16 protein-coding genes, 1 tRNA gene and 1 pseudogene are annotated in these 16,900 nt (G+C 61.6%); 5 read left to right on the top strand and 13 right to left on the bottom strand.

Going from position 1 to position 16,900, the window contains the following annotated elements:
• The first annotated feature begins 7 nt into the window (after window positions 1–7).
• A complete protein-coding gene (gene ftsH / locus HMPREF1531_RS11385; RefSeq protein ID WP_016670104.1) occupies window positions 8–2,074 on the top strand; it encodes an ATP-dependent zinc metalloprotease FtsH in 2,067 nt (688 codons plus the stop codon).
• Between the two features lie 68 nt (window positions 2,075–2,142).
• Here the strand turns inward: ftsH and mshC are convergent, their stop codons facing one another.
• Complete coding sequence (gene mshC, locus HMPREF1531_RS11390) at window positions 2,143–3,396, bottom strand: cysteine--1-D-myo-inosityl 2-amino-2-deoxy-alpha-D-glucopyranoside ligase (protein WP_016670105.1); 1,254 nt, start codon at window positions 3,394–3,396, stop codon at window positions 2,143–2,145.
• A 166-nt stretch (window positions 3,397–3,562) separates the two neighbouring features.
• Between mshC and HMPREF1531_RS11395 the strand changes: the two genes are divergently transcribed.
• The 3 genes from HMPREF1531_RS11395 (at window position 3,563) to HMPREF1531_RS11405 (ending at window position 5,818) form a co-directional block, all read left to right on the top strand.
• Window positions 3,563–4,423 (top strand): undecaprenyl-diphosphate phosphatase, encoded by an 861-nt coding sequence (locus HMPREF1531_RS11395; protein WP_016670106.1) that lies wholly within the window; start codon window positions 3,563–3,565, stop codon window positions 4,421–4,423.
• 1 nt (window position 4,424) lies between these two features.
• Window positions 4,425–5,399, top strand: a complete 975-nt coding sequence (locus tag HMPREF1531_RS11400; protein ID WP_016670107.1) for an aldo/keto reductase — start codon at window positions 4,425–4,427, stop codon at window positions 5,397–5,399.
• A gap of 333 nt (window positions 5,400–5,732) precedes the next feature.
• Window positions 5,733–5,818: transfer RNA gene (locus HMPREF1531_RS11405), tRNA-Leu, on the top strand.
• A 379-nt stretch (window positions 5,819–6,197) separates the two neighbouring features.
• Here the strand turns inward: HMPREF1531_RS11405 and HMPREF1531_RS11410 are convergent.
• The 4 genes and pseudogenes from HMPREF1531_RS11410 to rhuM form a co-directional block, all read right to left on the bottom strand.
• The gene (locus HMPREF1531_RS11410; protein WP_016670108.1) at window positions 6,198–6,833 is read right to left on the bottom strand and encodes a hypothetical protein; all 636 of its coding nucleotides are present in this window, start codon (window positions 6,831–6,833) and stop codon (window positions 6,198–6,200) included.
• Window positions 6,834–6,853: 20 nt separating this feature from the next.
• Entirely contained in the window at window positions 6,854–7,060 is a 207-nt protein-coding gene (locus HMPREF1531_RS14210; protein WP_084669402.1) for an ATP-binding protein, read from the bottom strand.
• Window positions 7,061–7,085: 25 nt separating this feature from the next.
• Window positions 7,086–7,349: a hypothetical protein gene (locus HMPREF1531_RS11415; protein ID WP_016670109.1), complete on the bottom strand. Its 264-nt coding sequence runs from the start codon at window positions 7,347–7,349 to the stop codon at window positions 7,086–7,088.
• Window positions 7,307–7,608: pseudogene (rhuM, locus tag HMPREF1531_RS14460) on the bottom strand (RhuM family protein). Before rhuM ends, HMPREF1531_RS11415 begins: the two are co-directional and overlap by 43 nt.
• A gap of 696 nt (window positions 7,609–8,304) precedes the next feature.
• Here rhuM and HMPREF1531_RS11420 point away from each other — a divergent pair.
• On the top strand, window positions 8,305–9,723 hold the full coding sequence (locus HMPREF1531_RS11420; protein ID WP_084669403.1) for a DUF4832 domain-containing protein: 1,419 nt from the start codon (window positions 8,305–8,307) through the stop codon (window positions 9,721–9,723).
• 423 nt (window positions 9,724–10,146) lie between these two features.
• Here HMPREF1531_RS11420 and HMPREF1531_RS11425 read toward each other — a convergent pair whose 3' ends face one another.
• The 8 genes from HMPREF1531_RS11425 to rplS all read right to left on the bottom strand — a co-directional run bounded on the left by HMPREF1531_RS11425 (window position 10,147) and on the right by rplS (window position 16,864).
• A complete protein-coding gene (locus tag HMPREF1531_RS11425; protein WP_016670112.1) occupies window positions 10,147–11,448 on the bottom strand; it encodes a TrpB-like pyridoxal phosphate-dependent enzyme in 1,302 nt (433 codons plus the stop codon).
• Between the two features lie 147 nt (window positions 11,449–11,595).
• Complete coding sequence (locus HMPREF1531_RS11430) at window positions 11,596–12,723, bottom strand: DNA-processing protein DprA (RefSeq protein WP_016670113.1); 1,128 nt, start codon at window positions 12,721–12,723, stop codon at window positions 11,596–11,598.
• A complete protein-coding gene (locus tag HMPREF1531_RS11435; RefSeq protein WP_016670114.1) occupies window positions 12,720–14,243 on the bottom strand; it encodes a YifB family Mg chelatase-like AAA ATPase in 1,524 nt (507 codons plus the stop codon). The genes HMPREF1531_RS11430 and HMPREF1531_RS11435 overlap by 4 nt, the downstream gene beginning before the upstream one ends.
• Window positions 14,240–14,605, bottom strand: coding sequence for a YraN family protein (locus tag HMPREF1531_RS11440; RefSeq protein ID WP_016670115.1), 366 nt, complete (start codon window positions 14,603–14,605; stop codon window positions 14,240–14,242). The genes HMPREF1531_RS11435 and HMPREF1531_RS11440 overlap by 4 nt, the downstream gene beginning before the upstream one ends.
• 91 nt (window positions 14,606–14,696) lie before the next feature.
• A complete protein-coding gene (locus tag HMPREF1531_RS11445; protein ID WP_016670116.1) occupies window positions 14,697–15,008 on the bottom strand; it encodes a DUF2469 domain-containing protein in 312 nt (103 codons plus the stop codon).
• Entirely contained in the window at window positions 15,005–15,640 is a 636-nt protein-coding gene (locus tag HMPREF1531_RS11450) for a ribonuclease HII (RefSeq protein WP_016670117.1), read from the bottom strand. Before HMPREF1531_RS11450 ends, HMPREF1531_RS11445 begins: the two co-directional genes overlap by 4 nt.
• Complete coding sequence (gene lepB / locus HMPREF1531_RS11455; protein WP_016670118.1) at window positions 15,637–16,419, bottom strand: signal peptidase I; 783 nt, start codon at window positions 16,417–16,419, stop codon at window positions 15,637–15,639. The genes HMPREF1531_RS11450 and lepB overlap by 4 nt, the downstream gene beginning before the upstream one ends.
• Before the next feature lie 100 nt (window positions 16,420–16,519).
• Window positions 16,520–16,864, bottom strand: coding sequence for a 50S ribosomal protein L19 (gene rplS, locus HMPREF1531_RS11460; protein ID WP_016670119.1), 345 nt, complete (start codon window positions 16,862–16,864; stop codon window positions 16,520–16,522).
• Window positions 16,865–16,900: the final 36 nt, after the last annotated feature.

The raw sequence follows: 16,900 nt of genomic DNA on the forward strand, positions 1-16,900 counted from the left end.
AGGTCCCATGTCCCAGTCACATCCGGCGCAGAATAAAGACGCGACCGAGCACACGAGCGGTGCTCGTCGTCCCAACCGTTCGGATGCACCGTCACGCAGACCGCCGCTGGATGCACCCCGTCCTTGGAAGACCGAGGGACTGCCCACAGATAAGTCTTCCAAGTCCGACAAGGACAAGCAGCATCGCTCGCCCCGGCGATGGATCTTCTGGGTGGTGTCGCTGTTTGCCCTATTCGCCGTGTGGGGTTTCCTCTCCTGGCAGGATGCCCGTTCCGCGCCCCCGGCCATCTCCTATTCAGAGTTCACAGCCCAGGTGAAGGCCGGCAATGTGAAGGAAATCTACTCCCGCGGTGACACCATTGAGGGCAAGCTACGCGCCGAGGCATCGCTTCCCGATGACGGGAACGAGAAAACCGCCAAGCAAGGCAACTACACCCAGTTCACCACCGAGCGCCCGACCTTCGCCCAGGACGATCTGCTCAGCAACTTGGCCCAGCACGACGCCACAGTCTCGGCGACTCCTGTGGTGGACCAGCGCGGCCCGGTGTTCAATCTCATTTTCTCACTGGTGGTGTGGGGGTTGCTGATCGGTGCGCTCGTGTGGATGCTCCGCCGAATCTCGAAGACAACCGGCGGGTTGGGTGGTTTCGGCATGCAGCGCCAAGTGAAACCGGTGGAGAAGACCAAGGTACGAGTCAATTTCGCCGACGTGGCAGGGATCGATGAAGTAAAGGACCAGGTCGACGAGATCGTTGATTTCCTCCGCAACCCCGACAAGTACCGCCGGGTAGGCGCCCGGGCACCCAGGGGAATTTTGCTCGAAGGCCAGCCCGGCACCGGCAAGACCCTACTCGCCAGGGCCACTGCCGGCGAGGCCGAGGTGCCGTTCTTCTCGGCTTCCGCATCAGAATTCATCGAAATGATCGTCGGTGTCGGTGCCCAGCGCGTGCGTCAGCTCTTCGATGAGGCGCAGAAAGTGGCTCCCGCGATCGTTTTCATCGACGAGATTGATGCCATCGGACGTGCCCGCGGTTCATCGAGGGCCTCAGGTTCCAATGATGAGCGTGAGCAGACCCTCAACCAGATCCTGACCGAAATGGACGGTTTCGACGGCACCGAGGGTGTGGTGGTCATGGCGGCCACCAACCGTTCCGATGTCCTCGACCCTGCACTGACTAGGCCCGGACGGTTCGACCGGGTGATCACCGTTAGCGCCCCCGACCAAAAGGGCCGAGAGAAAATCCTTGAGGTGCACACCCGCGAGATCCCGATGGATGCATCGGTGTCGCTGACTTCCATCGCCAAGTCCACGCCAGGGGCGACCGGAGCCGACCTGGCGAATCTCGCCAACGAAGCCGCGCTGCGTGCCGCGCGCCGGGGTGACTCTCAGGTCAACCACTCCGATTTCACCGACGCCCTGGAGACTATCCAGCTTGGCGTGGCCCGATCGGTACTCATCCCCGATGAGGAGAAGCGCCGCACTGCCTACCACGAAGGAGGCCATGCCTTGCTCGGCATGTTGCAAAAGGGGGCCGACCCGGTGCGCAAGGTCTCGATCATCCCGCGTGGCCAGGCCCTCGGCGTCACCCTGTCCACTCCGGATACCGATCGTTACGGCTACGATGAGCAATACCTGCGCGGTCGGATCGTCGGCGCGCTGGGTGGGATGGCTGCCGAGGCAGCCGTCTACGGCGTGGTCACCACGGGGGCCGAGTCCGATCTGCGACAGGCAACGGCGATCGCCCGGCAGATGGTCGGCAAATGGGGCATGTCACAGGCCGTCGGCCCGATCACCGTGCTGTTCGACGATATGGATCCCCACCAAGTTGGCGTCTCGGACGCCACACTAGCGGTGGTCGACACCGAGGTCCGCAAAATCATCTCCGAATGCCATGATCGTGCAGTGGCGATGCTTACTGAGCATCGCCCGAAACTTGATGCGATCGCCGATGCGCTGATGGAGCACGAAACCCTGGATGAGGAGCAAGTCTACCGGGTGGCGGGTATAGAACGCCACGATCCATCTTCATCCACCGGACTGAATACTCCGGTGCCCCATCAGCCAGTCCTCTGATCCAAACACGCAGTGGTGGGGTCACCCTTCGCAGTGGTAATCCCCCCACGTCAATCGAGTCAGGATGGTCAGTCGAAACTGATCCCCAGCAGGGCGTCGACAGCCGCGGCCACCTGCGCGGGTGCGGATACGTCATCGCCGTCACCGGCCAGCACTGCCGAGACCCATTCGTCGACGATGGTCAGAGCCTTCGGGGAGTCGAGATCGGTGCGCATCGCCCGGCGAAGACCGGCGATCATCGGAGCAGCCTGGGTTCCACGCGAAGCCCGGAAGGCCGCCTCCCAGGCGTCGGCCCGGCGTTGAGCAGTGCCGATGTCGGTGGCAAACCATTCCCAGTCGTGACGATAGTGGTGAGCAAGCAGGGCGAGCCTGATGACCGGGGCCGCGACGCCCTTGGCGCGCAGCCGGGACACCAGCTCCAGATTGCCCAACGACTTGGACATCTTCTGACCTTCCAGACCCACCATGCCTACATGGACATAGGCCTCAGCGAAGGGGTTACCGTCATTGGCAGCCCGCCCGATGGATGCGCACATCTCGTGGTGGGGAAAGGCAAGGTCTGCGCCACCACCCTGCACACTGACAGTTCCTGCCAAGTAGTGCTGGGCGATCGCGGTGCACTCCACGTGCCAGCCGGGTCGGCCCTGTCCGAATCTGGACGCCCAGCTAGGTTCGCCGGGACGTTCTAAGCGCCACATCAGGGCATCCAGTCGTTCTTTCTTGCCTTCCCTGTCGGGATCACCGCCCTTGGCCGCAAATTGAGCCAATTGTTCGGCATAGTCCAGATGGGAGACTGCACCGAAGTATGCATCGTGGGCAGTGCGGAAGTACCAGTCCCGGAAGCCGGGATCCTCGACCCGGTAGAGCAGACCGGACTTCTGCAAGCGGACGAGCACCGATTCGACCAGTTCCATCGCATCAGTGGCAGCCACATAGTGCTGCGGCGGCAGTACGCGCAGCGCAGTCATATCCTCACGGAAAAGGTCAATCTGAGAGGCCGCCAGCTCCCGCCAATCGACCCCGGTTCCATCGGCCCGTTCCAGCAGGGGGTCATCGATATCGGTGATGTTCTGCGCGTAGCGCACGGTCAATCCGGTATCGATCCAGACCCGCTGCAGCAGATCGAAGGTCAAATAGGTGAAGGCATGACCCAGATGGGTGGCGTCGTAGGGAGTGATGCCACACACATACAAGGTGGCCTCACCGCTGCGGGGGCCGACCCGACGCAGGGTCTGGGTCTTGGTGTCCCAGACCTGTACCTGGTCGGGAACGTCCCGGCTGGGAGGCAGGGCAGGAACCGCTACAGGCGTCCAGGCTCGCATGGTGCAAATCTAACCTCCCCGGTGATGATCGCCCGCATCGGGACGCGACAACAAATTCACTGCCCCGCCTGCCGACCCCCTGCAGACGGATACTTGCCCTTGCGCCCGGCTGCGTCCAGCAGCAGGGCGAGATAAGCTGACCGACGGATCTTGGAGGGAGAACATCTTGAACTGGGTAGAGGCCATCATTCTGGGCATTGTGCAAGGGCTCACGGAGTTCCTACCGATCTCATCAAGCGCTCACCAGTTGATCGTTGGACAGTTGTTCTTCGACGGCGCCGACCCCGGATCCGCCTTCACCGCAGTCACCCAGTTAGGCACCGAGACCGCGGTCATCATCTACTTCTGGCGCGACATCATGCGCATCATCAAAGCTTGGTGCCTCTCCTTGGTGGGAAAGGTCGATCGCCGGGATCCTGATGCCCGGATGGGCTGGTACGTGATCGTCGGTTCATTGCCCATCGGAGTGCTGGGACTGATGTTCCAAGACGCCATAGACTCCCAGTTGCGTAATCTGTGGATCACCGTGGCGATGCTTGGTGGGGTCGGCCTGCTGCTAGGAGCGGCTGATCGTTACGCAGCTTCCCGCACCGCTGCCAAATCCCTCGACCAGCTAAACTGGCGCGACGGCATCATCTACGGCCTAGCACAGGCAGCCGCCCTCATCCCAGGCGTTTCCCGCTCCGGCGGGACCATCTCTGCGGGCCTGTTCCTCGGCTATCAGCGCCCCGCAGCCACTCGTTATGCCTTCCTGCTCGCCATTCCCGCGGTTTTCGCATCGGGCCTGTACAAATTGAAAGACATCGGTGAGGACACCTGCGTGCAGTGGGGTCCAACCATCGCCGCCACGCTCATCGCAGGAGTGGTCGGCTACGCGGTGATCGCTTGGCTGCTGCGCTACATCCAGACTCATTCTTTCACCCCCTTCGTCATCTACCGGGTGGTCATCGCCTTGGTCATTGCCGGGCTCCTGCTCACCGGAACCATTTCTCCCGACACAGCGCTGGTCAATACCTGCGGAGCATGAGGTGAAACGTCGGCGGGTCGGGGGCTCCGGACTCAGCGTCGGGCGTCTGGGCTTAGGCACCATGACCTGGGGCAGTGATGTCGACGTCGAGACCGCCCGTGGTTTGCTACGTGTTCTTGTCGATGCAGGCGGGGACCTAGTGGACACTGCCCCGGCCTACGGCGGAGGACGGGCTGAGGAACTCATCGGCCGACATATGCGCTCGGACCTGCGCAGAGATGATCTGGTGATCGCCACCAAGGCCGGGTTCGGGGTACGCGGCGGGCAACAGGGAATCGACACCTCACGCCGAGCGATGCTAGACGACCTGGTCGGTTCCTTGCGCCGACTACGCACCGACCATGTCGATATCTGGCAAGTACACGCCTGGGGCCGAGCTCCCTTGGAGGAGACCCTCGCAGCTCTGGACCAAGCGGTCAATTCCGGAATGGCTCTGTACGTCGGAGTGTGCAACCACATCGGTTGGCAGATCGGCACCGCAGCAACCTGGCAGGAAGCGGTTCCGGGGCGGGCCAATCTGATTTCCGCCCAGATCGAGTACTCTCTGCTGGCCCGGCGTGCCGAGGTCGAGGTACTGCCTGCACTCGCCCACCACCGTATGGGTCTGTTTCCCTGGTCCCCGCTGGGCAGGGGTGTGCTGACCGGAAAGTACCGTTCTGGGATCCCCCGTGATTCCCGAGGCGGGCGGGACAACCTGGCCTGGTTTGTCGAGCCATATCTCGATGCCCGCTCCTCAGCAGTGGTGGATGCGGTGATGCGGGCCGCCGATGGGCTGGGCATGACGCCCGCGGAGGTCGCCCTGCTGTGGGTGCGCGACGCTCCCGGGGTCACCGCTCCCCTGCTCGGCACTCGTACCACGGAACAACTGGAGGCCTTGCTCGCCGCCGACGATAAGTCCCTTCCTCCGCCAATCACCTCGGCCCTAGACGACATCACCGGGGGCCCGCACCAGCAGCGTAGGCGCACCACCGAGTGAGTTCACCATCCCGCTATGGGGCTCGCTGTCCCACCGCCAACAGGTTCTTGATCATCTTTCGCCTTGATCGTGCTTCGCGAAACCGATCCGGTTATGAGAGCCGGTCGAACAAGTCACGAAACAGACTCACCCATTCCATCCCATACTTGAGCCTGAGACCGTCTCACGACGCAAACCAAGAGGTGATGTGACTTGTCATGGACTCGCGCATCGACTCTGCGCCCACTTAAGCCGGGAGTGGGCATTGGCTGCCCATCGACGACCACTCCAGTTTCCCAAATCTGCGGGGCAGTGCTATGTTTTTCTGGCGCTCGGGGTTCCGGGCGGTCACCGGTCCGGGTGGCGGAATAGGTAGACGCGCTAGCTTGAGGTGCTAGTGCCCGTTATAGGGCGTGGAGGTTCAAGTCCTCTCTCGGACACTTACAAAGATCAGCCTGACTAGGTAAGTCACAATTTTTCTTCCCCTTGAGGATGCTGACCAAACATATCTTGCGTATGGCTTCCTGCCTTTGAGCGCGCTTTAGCCCGTCCTCCCGGCGGAGCAGGCACCGATGCGCTGCGCAATCTCGTATACCGCCACAATGAGGCAGCGACACGGGATATCCCAGGACAGCCGAGACTTGGCCGTGAGCCCCAGACGCTGCGTTGCTACAAACGCGTTAGCTTGTTCCGAGTACCCCGCGAGCATGCCGACACGGGCGTTATGACGCCATCGAATCACTATCCCACGCAGCCTTCTACTGCTGTTTTCCCCTAGGCACTCAACATAACCTTCGTGACCCGAGAAGGCTTCCGGGCTCACGGCAGTAACGAGTCGACTGAGGCGGAGGAACCCGAACGCTGTCCCTTGAGTGCCGAGCTCGGACAGCTGACACATCTCAAGATCTGTGAGACTGTCCGGCCAGAGTTCGTCCGCGGGAACGGGAAACCGGCACCGCTTCGGGTGCTTGTGGCTTCCAGCTTCTCGGGATCAACCCCTTGCGCACGGCGCCCCAAGGATATGGTTCCTCCCTGCCGCTGGATGGTTTCCCACACTTCCTGGGCCCCGTGAGTCTCGACGAGATGGGCGAGCCTAGGATCAGCGGCAACCTGAAGTGCACAAGGGCCATTCGGGCCCTGCGTTTCGCAATATCTATCACGCAGCCCCTCCTGGACGCCCTGCCTCAGCTGCATGGCCACGCGCAGGGAGGCCGCCGATATCCGGTCCTCCCCGGCCAGGTCGGCAACGGTCCACGCCAATCGCAGCACCTTGTCCACGCCACGGGCACTCAGCAGGCCACGGTTCAACGCCCATTCCAGGGGCGACGGATCCTTCCGGTAGGGCAACTGCGAACGCAGCCACGGACCGGACACCTCACCGTTCGTCCGCCAAAGCGCGTTCCGAAGCCGCCCTGCCTGCCTTTCCCGCGCTTCCAGAACACGCGCGGCGATCACCGTGCTGGACTCGGGTTGTTCTAGGGCTCCGCACAAGAAAGGAACGATGCTGCGGCAACATGTGACCGGATGTCGATTCGGTCCACGATCGGCCCCGACAACCGTTCCTGGTATCTCCGCACCGCCATGGGGGAACAACGGCATTCGCGGCCCGTCACCCCGTGTAAACCGCAAGGGCACGGGTTCGCCGCCAGCACCAGTTGGAATCGTGCCGGATAGCGCACCATCAGAGGACGAGGGGTTGGGGTGAGGTCAATCGGTCAGGCTGACTGCGGTGCAAATGGCGTCGGCGAGCTCTTGTGGGCGACTCCACATGGGCCAGTGCCCGGTCGGCAGGTCGACCACGTCCATCTGAGTGAGCTGGGCCACGGCGCTGAACATGGGGTGGCCTTGCGCAGCCAGTTCGAGGACCTGGGCACTAGGCAGGGAGCAACAGATGAGGGTAGTGGCCACGGCGTGGCGTGCAGCGTTGGTCAACTCGACGGACGCGCGAGCGACTCCGGCGGGTTCGGGCACGGCCTTGGAGTAGAATCAGGCGAGGTGCTGGTCGTTGAGACCTTGTTGTAGTCGATGCTGGTGGCGTAGATGTCGGTAACCTTCTGGTAGAAACGACGCTCAAACAGGCGGATCTCACGGATCTCATCGAGCAGGCGGTGAAGTAGTCCTCACCGAGGAAGGTGCCGTTCTCCATACGTTGGCGGTCGATGACGTAGCCGCGGATGGCGAAATCGCGCAGCACGCTGGTGGCCCACTGACAGAACTGGGTGGCGCGCACCGAGTTAACGCGGTAGCTCGGAGCTTGTCAATTGTGTCTGCGTAAACGATGATCATTTGAATGTTTGATTACAGGTGGGGGTTGAAGCACTCGGGAAAGACCATCGCAATCTCGGCGAGAGCGGCTTCCCACCCGGTCACTGTTTGACCTTCGACGAGTTTGCCGGATGCGATACGGGACCGACCACACTCATCTTGTTCGAACACGCTCCCTCGGAGCTCCGCTCCGGGGCATTTTGCTGATGCCACCGGGACGTGAGGGAAGTTCTCTGCTCCAGTGGCCGTCTCGATGGTCGCAGTGGGGTCAGCTTGGTTTATCACCTCGCCACCGCTTCAGCTGATCCATGTCAGTGCGTGGCCTCTTTGGCCCGCCGCTGCCGATGAACCGGCGCATGTTTCCCACACCTGGACAGCTTGATGTTGCGTACCAGTGCTTTCCATCGACCTCTGAGCAATTCAAGAACAGTGGAACCGGGGACACTTCCACACCTACGACATCGCACGGTCACAAGGGACCCCGCTGCACCACCAAGATCACCCTCTTGACATTCGTTGCCACGGACTCATGAGACCACGCCCCGCGACGCGGACCAGATGCCCCCTCCCCGTGATGTACTTGGCCTTAGCCGCGATGGAGTAGCGGCCTTGCGGTCGGGGTGGGGGTAACAGAAATCGGAGGGAAGCAACATCAAGGAGCATGATGACTCACACATCTAATAAGTGGAAGGTGGCAGCAACAGCCGCGGTCACTGCCGCCCTGTCTCTCGGGCTCGTCTGTGGTACGGCTCAGGCGCGCGCCGACACCGGTTGGCAGACGCTGACAACCACAGAAGCCCGCACAGACAACCCACTGAAAGGCTTCACACCATTCAATGAGAATCTCGACAACAACGCATCCTCCTTTCCGCACACCATGGAGTGGTTCTACATGCCACTCAACGCTGTGGTGAAGGGAGAACGCAGCTACGACTGGGCAGAGTTCGAGAAGCAGCTCTCCTCTATCAAGAGCCGCGGACATCAGGCCGCACTCCGCTTCTATCTCGACTACCCAACCAAGCCCACCGGGGTTCCCGATTACCTCTTGGGACCCGGCGGCGTAGACCAGTCACGAAAATACAATTTCTACGACAACAATGGAACCAGCTTCTCCCCCGACTACAACGACCCCAGAATCCAGTCCCTGATCAAGGACTTCGTAGCTGAGTTCGGCAAGAACTATGACGGAGATCCCCGGATCGGCTACATCACCACCGGCCTCATCGGATTCTGGGGCGAGCAGCACACGTACCCGATGGACGGCAAGTCACACACAGACAATCCCAACAGCGCACAGTGGATGCCGACCCGTGAGGTGGAACTCTCCTATTACCGGGCGTGGGACGCAGCTTTCAACACCACGAAACTCCTGAACAGGAACCCCGGACAGGGCCTGGAGAACATCAAGATTGGCTTCCACGACGATTCTTTCGCAGAATCAACGCTCCCCACCATTGACTGGCACTTCATGGCCCGGATGGAGGCATACCAGTTGACCGAACGCTGGCAGACCGAGGCAATCGGAGGTGAGGTATATCCGCAAGTCCAACTCTGCGTGTTCAACGAGCCAACAGACTGCGATCATGCCGAAGACTTCAGTGAAGCCACCAAACAGACTCACGCCACATGGCTCGTGAATCACAAGGCTTTCTCGGAAGGCTACAGCGGAGCAGCACTCGAGAAAGCAACAAAGGCCCATGCCGCACTGGGATACGACCTCGCGGTCACACAAACCCGCACCGTCGCGACAGACGGAAAAACCCAGGTCAGCATCCGCCTCACCAACCGAGGCGTCGCCCCCTTCTACTACAACTGGCCACTGGAATTTTCCCTCATCAACCCCCAAGAATCCACCCCTGAATCCGCGAAAATAGTGACCTCAACCCAAGCCGACGCCAACCTTCCCTCGCTCCTTCCCGGCCAAACCACGGAAGTAACAGCCACTCTCGAAGGAAACAACGGCCTAGCAGCTCTCCGTATCCCAAACCCCATGGAAGGCGGCGCTCCCCTAAAGTTCGCAAATGCAGAACAGGACACCAAATTCTCAGGGTACCTGATACTGGGCTCCGTGTCGGCGTAGGCAAGGTGAACTGTCATCCCGGTGGCGGCTGTCAGCTTCAGCAACCCCTGACGTCCCAGCCACCGGAATTGCCTCCCTGACTGATCTGAGTAGGGTCGGGAGAGAATCGATTGGCCGGTCCTCACCCCGCAACGGGAACTCCTCCTGAACTCTCAAAAGGGACAACAGGGCCGTCACATCAGCGGCTGACGTGACGAGCATGGCCACCACTTCTCCCGCTACGTGCAGGCAACTGGTGGCCGTTCGCGTCCCGAGAACCGCGACTGCTCGCGGCATCGCCAGCACCGTGGGGCCCCAGCAACCCACAGCCCCAGCGGCCGACCTCCTTGTTCCCCCCTGAAAGGAAACCCAAGATGACAATGTGACCGTGCACCACGATGGGTAGCGCCCAGTCACACAGGCAGATTCGACTCAACGATGGATTCAGCCGAGGACACCGCTGTAGGCAGTCAAATCGAGCACCCCGTTGCCCGATAGCCCAATGACGATAACCTCACCGCCCCGAGCATCGGTTGTCGCGTAACGAAGGGCACCGGCGATGGCATGGGTCGATTCAGGTGCCGGGATGATGCCCTCGGCACGGGCGAAGGTGATGCCGGCACGAAAACAGTCCTTCTGCTCGATTGCGGTGGCACCGATTAGCCCCATGTGGACGGCATGGCTGAGCATTGGCGACATGCCGTGATAGCGCAGCCCGCTAGCATGGATGGCGGGCGGCACAAAATCGGCACCCAGCGTGTACATCTTCAGCTTGGGGGTCAGGCCGGCAACATCACCGAAGTCGTAGCGGTATTCGCCCTTGGTGATTGATGGACAGGCCGCAGGTTCGCAGGCCACGAAACGGGTTGTGGTCCCCTCGCGCAGATTCTGACCCAGCAGCGGGAACATCAGCCCTGCAGCATTCGAGCCGCCGCCCGCGCAACCGAAGACCACATCAGCCTGCTCCTCACCGGCTTGTGTCAACTGGGCGAGCACTTCCTGGCCGATGACGCTCTGGTGCAGCATGACGTGGTTGAGCACCGACCCGAGAGCGTAGTTCGTCTTTGGGTCGCGCATAGCCACTTCGACCGCCTCCGAGATGGCCATGCCAAGGGAACCGGTGGTGTCCGGAAACTCAGCGCGCATGCGCCGTCCGGCCTCAGTCAATTCGGAGGGAGAGGCATGACAGCTCGATCCGTAGACCTCCATCTGCATGTGCCGGTAGGGCTTCTGCTCGTAAGAGGATCTCACCTGCCAAGTCTCAGACTCCAACCCGAACAGTGCGCAGGCGAAGGCCAAGGAGGCTCCCCATTGCCCGGCACCGGTCTCAGTGGTGAGCCGTTCGATGCCCTCCAGCTTGTTGAAATAGGCTTGTGGCACGGCCGAGTTTGGTTTGTGCGAACCCGTGGGCGACACGCCCTCATACTTGTAGTAGATCTTTGCCTTGGTACCGATGGCCCGCTCCAAGCGCTTGGCTCTGTGCAGTGGCGAGGGGCGCCACAGCGAGTAAACCTCACGCACTGCCTGCGGAATCTCGATGAATCGCTCGGTGGAGATCTCTTGGGTGATCAGCGACATCGGGAACAACGCGGCCAAGTCCTCTGGGATCAACGGTTCATCGGTGGCCGGGTTGAGTGCCGGTGGCGTGGGTTCGGGAAAATCAGCATTCAGGTTGTACCAGTGGGTCGCGACCTGAGAGGAGACCTCAATGTCGATGGGCACAATGCCTGTTGTTGACTCGGTCACTTCGACTCCTTCTGGTGAATGGGTGGGTTTCCCGGGTAACCGAGCGTCGCCGCACCGGCCGCCGTCAGTCTAGCGAGGACCCTACCCGTCGAGGAGCGTATCAAAGCCGACGACAGGCAGCATCGCATTGATTCTCACGAGAACCACTCAGCGCTGGATCTGCCAGGATCCATCGAGACGACGCCTCACCAGGCCACGGGCTTCCAACTCGGCCAATCCGGCCATCACCTCCTGGATACCCATGCATCGAATGACAGCCAGTTCCGCCGAGGTGACTCCCCCGCGGGCAGGCATCGCCTCACGAATGCCCGTCAACCGGGCATCCAACCCGTCAAGGGCTCTGGCGACTCCCCTGATCTCCAGCATAGGCGCGCGCCCCATCGGGGCAAGAACGGCCGCCACGTCCCGCGCATCGGTCACCAGCACCGCTTTGCCGTCCCTGATCATCTGATGGCATCCGGTCGAAGAGCTGGAATGCACCGAACCTGGAACCGCCATGACCGGTCGGGACAACTCGATGGCCCAGCTCGTGGTGTTCCTGGCCCCTGATCGCATCGCTGCCTCCACCACGACGACACCTTGGCCCAATGCCGCGATGAGCCTGTTGCGGGCCAGGAAATCCATGCGATGGCATCTCACCCCCGGCGCTGCCTCGGAGATCGCCACGTGTTCGGCGCGAATCGCCTCGAACAAGTTGTGGTTGCCCCGCGGATAGGGTTCGTCCAGCCCACCTGCGTAGACACCGACGGTCGTTCCTCCGGCCGCTATCGCCCCGCGGTGGGCGGCCGCATCAATTCCGTAGGCACCTCCGGAGATAATGACATGCGCCCCGAACTCCTGACATGCTAGGCGATACGTCATGTCGGTGGCTATCGCCTCGCCATAGCGAGTCGCAGCACGAGCGCCAACGACAGCCACCCTAGGCCGACTGTCGATGAGCAGGTAAGGATCGCCTGCAACCCACAGCCCCAGTGGCGCCCCGCCCATGTCGTTCACCTGACCACAGTTGTCTAGGTCGGACAGGACTGACGGGAAGCATTCGTCGCCGGGAATCAGGAACTCCAGGCCACAATTTTCGGCGCGCTGCGCAAGATCTTCTTCGTCGGTCTCAATAGCCCGCGCCGACCACGGTGTTCTTCCCCCGCCGTGTCTCAGAGCAGCCACCGCTTCGGGAGCCGGGTGTTCCTGGAGCAGCCCGACGATGCGACGGTCTCCCGGTGTACAGGCCGCCGACAGCACCGCCCGTGCCCGGTGTTCCTCATCCCAGACCGTCATGCTGCAGCCCTCCATTCATCTTGGCGCAGGCTGAGGGCACCGGCAAGATCTTCACGATCGGGGACCTGTCTGCCCGCAAGATCGGCCAGCGTCCACGCGAGCCTGACCACTTTGTCGTATCCCCGGGCACTCAGTCTGCCCTGCCTCATCGCATCGTCAAGAAGTTCAGTTCCTTGTGGTCGAGGCATACGACGCAGTACCGAACCTGGTACCTCCGCATTGGTGCGACATTTCACCGGGGTGAGTCTGACCGACATTCGTTCTCGGGCCTCGGCCACTCGCTGTGCAACGACGGCCGTCGGGTCTCCGGACAGTGAGTCGACCAGACCCGCCAGATTGGGCATCAGCCGCAGATGGATGTCGATCCGGTCGAGGATCGGGCCGCTGAGCCGGTCGTTGTAGCGGCGAATGCTCATCGGCGCACAGGTGCATCGCCCACCTGGGACACCGCTCATCCCGCATGGACAGGGATTGGCCGCAAGAACTAGCTGAAACCGAGCCGGGTAGCGAACTTGAGCATTAGCCCGTGCGATCGTGACCTCACCGGTCTCCAGGGGCGTTCGCAACGCTTCCAGTACTCGGGGGCTGAACTCTGGCGCCTCGTCCAGAAAGAGCACTCCTCGATGGGCCAGGGAAATCGCCCCCGGAGATGCGACCCGGGAGCCGCCGCCGACCATGGCAGCCATCGATGCATTGTGGTGCGGGTTCGAGAAGGGCGGGGTGCGCACCAACCCACCGCCCACCTCAATGCCTGCCAAGGACCGGACCGCTGAGACCTCGAGAGCCGATTCATCGTCCAACGCTGGCAGCAAACCAGGAAGACGCTGGGCCAACATCGATTTGCCCACACCTGGTGCCCCATGCAAGAACACGTGATGACCGCCAGCCGCAGCAACCTCCAGCGCCCAGCAGGCTTCTGGTTGCCCCTTCACTTCGCACAGGTCACCAACCAGACGCTGTGCCGGAACATCGACCGTATCCTGCGGCATGGACCTTGCCAGGACGGGACGACCATGCAGCACCTCAACCAGATCGGCGAGATCGGCCACCGGCCACACGGTCACTCCCTCCACGAGACTGGCCTCGCGGTACTGCACTGCCGGTACCACGGCGGTGTCAAAACCCACCCGCCGAGCAGCAAGAACTCCCGGCAAGATTCCCCGCACCGGTCTGGTGCATCCGTCAAGACCCAGTTCTCCCATGAACACACACCGCCGACCCACATCGCCAGGAGCCTTCTCGTCGGCCATAAGCACCGCAGCAACGATCGCCAAATCATAATGTGAACCAGATTTCGGCAGCCAAGCCGGAGTGAGGTTGATGGTGAGTAGCTGGGAAGGCCAGCCGAGACCTGCCCCGGCAAATGCGGCACGACATCTGTCACGGGCCTCGTAGAGGGCGGTATCGGGAAGCCCAACCATCACTACCCGCGGCAAGCCACTGGTGATGGAGGCCTCGACCTCCACCGGGCGAGCATCCATCCCGAGCAGGGCAACAGACCAAGCCGATGATGTGGTCATGCGACACCGGCCAGATGGGTCATGTTGGCAGCCAGACCAGGGCGCTTGAGTATCCCGATGGCGTCCACCCGCAGGTCGGATAGTTCCAGCCCGCATTCCGAACGCCACCGGCAAGCCAGACGTCGCAGCCGCGCAATCTTCGCCGAGGTAATGGCCTCCAGGGGATCTCCGTATCCGACACCGTGGCGGGTCTTGACCTCAATGATGACCCCGATGGGTGGCGATCCGTGCACCGGCTCAAGGGCCACCAGATCAATCTCCCCCGCACTACAACGCCAGTTGCGCTCCACAATTTGCCAGCCGAGCCGCTCAAGGTACTCTGCGGCGAGATCTTCTCCCCATGTTCCGAACGACTTGCCCATCTCGTCGACCTCCTTCGTCGAGGAGATATATGGGCGGTATGGGTGAAAACGTTCAGGTTATCCACAACAGGTCATCTCGGGACCGGATGAATCACTCCCGGTCCGGGACCTCCAATTCGCGGTGCTGGATTTCCTCAATGGACACATCCCGGAAGGTCAGTACCTTGGCCGACTTCACGAAACGAGCGGGACGGTACATGTCCCATACCCAAGCATCCCCCATGGACACTTCGTAGTAGACGTCCCCGCCCTCGGTGCGCACCTTGAGATCGACCGCATTACAGAGGTAGAAGCGTCGTTCCGTCTCCACTGCGTAGGTGAAGATATCGACGACGTCCTTGTACTCGCGGTACAGGTCGAGTTCAAGCCTGGCCTCGTAGGCCTCGAGATCATCGGCGCTCATGATGGCTCAACTCTAGCCGCTCGGCGCACGTTGTCGTACGACATGCGGTGGATCGGGGTGGGGCCCAGGGATTCAAGGGCCTTCTGGTGGGCCGCGGTGGCATACCCTTTGTGCACGGCAAAACCGTAACCAGGCCACTGCCGGTCCTGGTCAATCATCCAGCGGTCCCTGGTCACCTTCGCAAGGATCGATGCCGCGCTGACGCAGGCTGCGACTTGGTCACCCTTCCAGATCGCGAGCCCAGGGACATCAAGTCCGGTGACAGGAAAACCATCGGTGATAACGAAAGAGGGTCTAGGTTCTAGCCTGAGCAGGACCCTGCGCAACCCCTGCACATCGGCTTCCTGCATCCCTAGCTCATCGCATTCCTGGTTGGTGATGAACACCACCGACCAAGCGATCGCCGATTCAATGATCCGGTCATGAAGTCGTTCACGGGTTGCGACACTCAGCTTCTTCGAATCGTCCAGTCCCTCAATAGGATGTTCTGGGTCCAAAATCACTGCCGCCGCGACGAGCGGGCCTGCACAGGCACCCCGCCCCGCCTCATCGGCGCCGGCCACCAGGGAAAAACCCGCCTGAACAAGGGCACGTTCGTATCCGTGAGCTCCTGGGCCGGGTCTAATGCTCATCGCGAGCAGGTTCCCTCCCCGAGGACGGGAGCGGCCGGGGCCTCTCCTGCGTCGGGGACCCCGGCGAAGCCGGATGGGGTCTTCAAAGTCGTCATCCTGTCAAATGGCAGGATGATTGCCTTGACCGGGCCAACGACGTTGTCGGTCGGCACAAAGCCCATCGAACCTGGTGGGCTGCCGCTGACCGGCGTCTGACACAAGTGAAGCCGAGAATCCCCGGAACGGTCTCGATGGTCCCCCATGACGAATAAGGAATTGACTGGGACGATGACATCGAAGGGCGTGTCCGAGGGATCGACCATTGTTCCGGTGGAATCGGTATAGAGATATTCCTCGACGAGTTCAACGTCGTTGACGGTGATGTTCCCATTCTGATTGCAGCACACGACATGATCACCAGGCAGCCCGATGATGCGCTTCACCAAGTATCCCTTCGAGGAATCCGGCAACAGGCCGATCCTTTCCAAGGCACCACGCACGGCATTGGTCTGAGTCGGTTGGGGACCCATCCACTGGCCGTTCGGATCCTCGAAGACGATAACGTCGCCACGTTGGTGGTCAACCATCCGCATTGCGGTGATCCGGTCACCCTGTTTGAGAGTGTTCTCCATGGACCCACTGGGCACCTCGAAGATCTGGAAGACGAAAATCCGTAACAGAGCAGTCAGGACCAAGGCTATGACCCCCGCGATGGCAACCTCACCGACGAACCCCAATCCACTACGCAGCGGACCTCTCTTACGGGAGCTGGGGGTTGTCATCTCCTGGTCTTCGCTCATCCGTCCTCCTTCGCGCCCGGCCAATCTTACGTCTTGGTCCACACATAAACCGGGCCCCGGCGCCGTGATGGCAACCGGAGCCCGACCCTGCGTGCGGCGATCAGCGACGCTCCTTGATCTTGGCGGCCTTTCCGTGCAGCCCGCGCAGGTAGTACAGCTTGGCGCGACGCACATCACCACGACGCTCGACTTCGATCTTCTCGATGATCGGCGAGTGCAGCGGGAAAGTACGCTCCACCCCGGTGCCGTAGGACACCTTGCGGACGGTGAAGGCCTCGGAGACACCGGACCCGTTGCGGGCGATCACCACACCGGCAAATACCTGGATACGGGACTTGTTGCCCTCGACAACGCGTACGTGCACCCGCACGGAATCGCCAGGACGGAACTCCGGAACCTCGGCACGGTAGGAGGCCTTGCCGAGTTCGGCGATAACAGGATTCATGTCAGTTCCTCGTCAGTGCCACAGGTCACCTCGGGT

The sequence above is a fragment of the Propionibacterium sp. oral taxon 192 str. F0372 genome, assembly GCF_000413315.1.
Lineage (GTDB): Bacteria > Actinomycetota > Actinomycetes > Propionibacteriales > Propionibacteriaceae > Brooklawnia.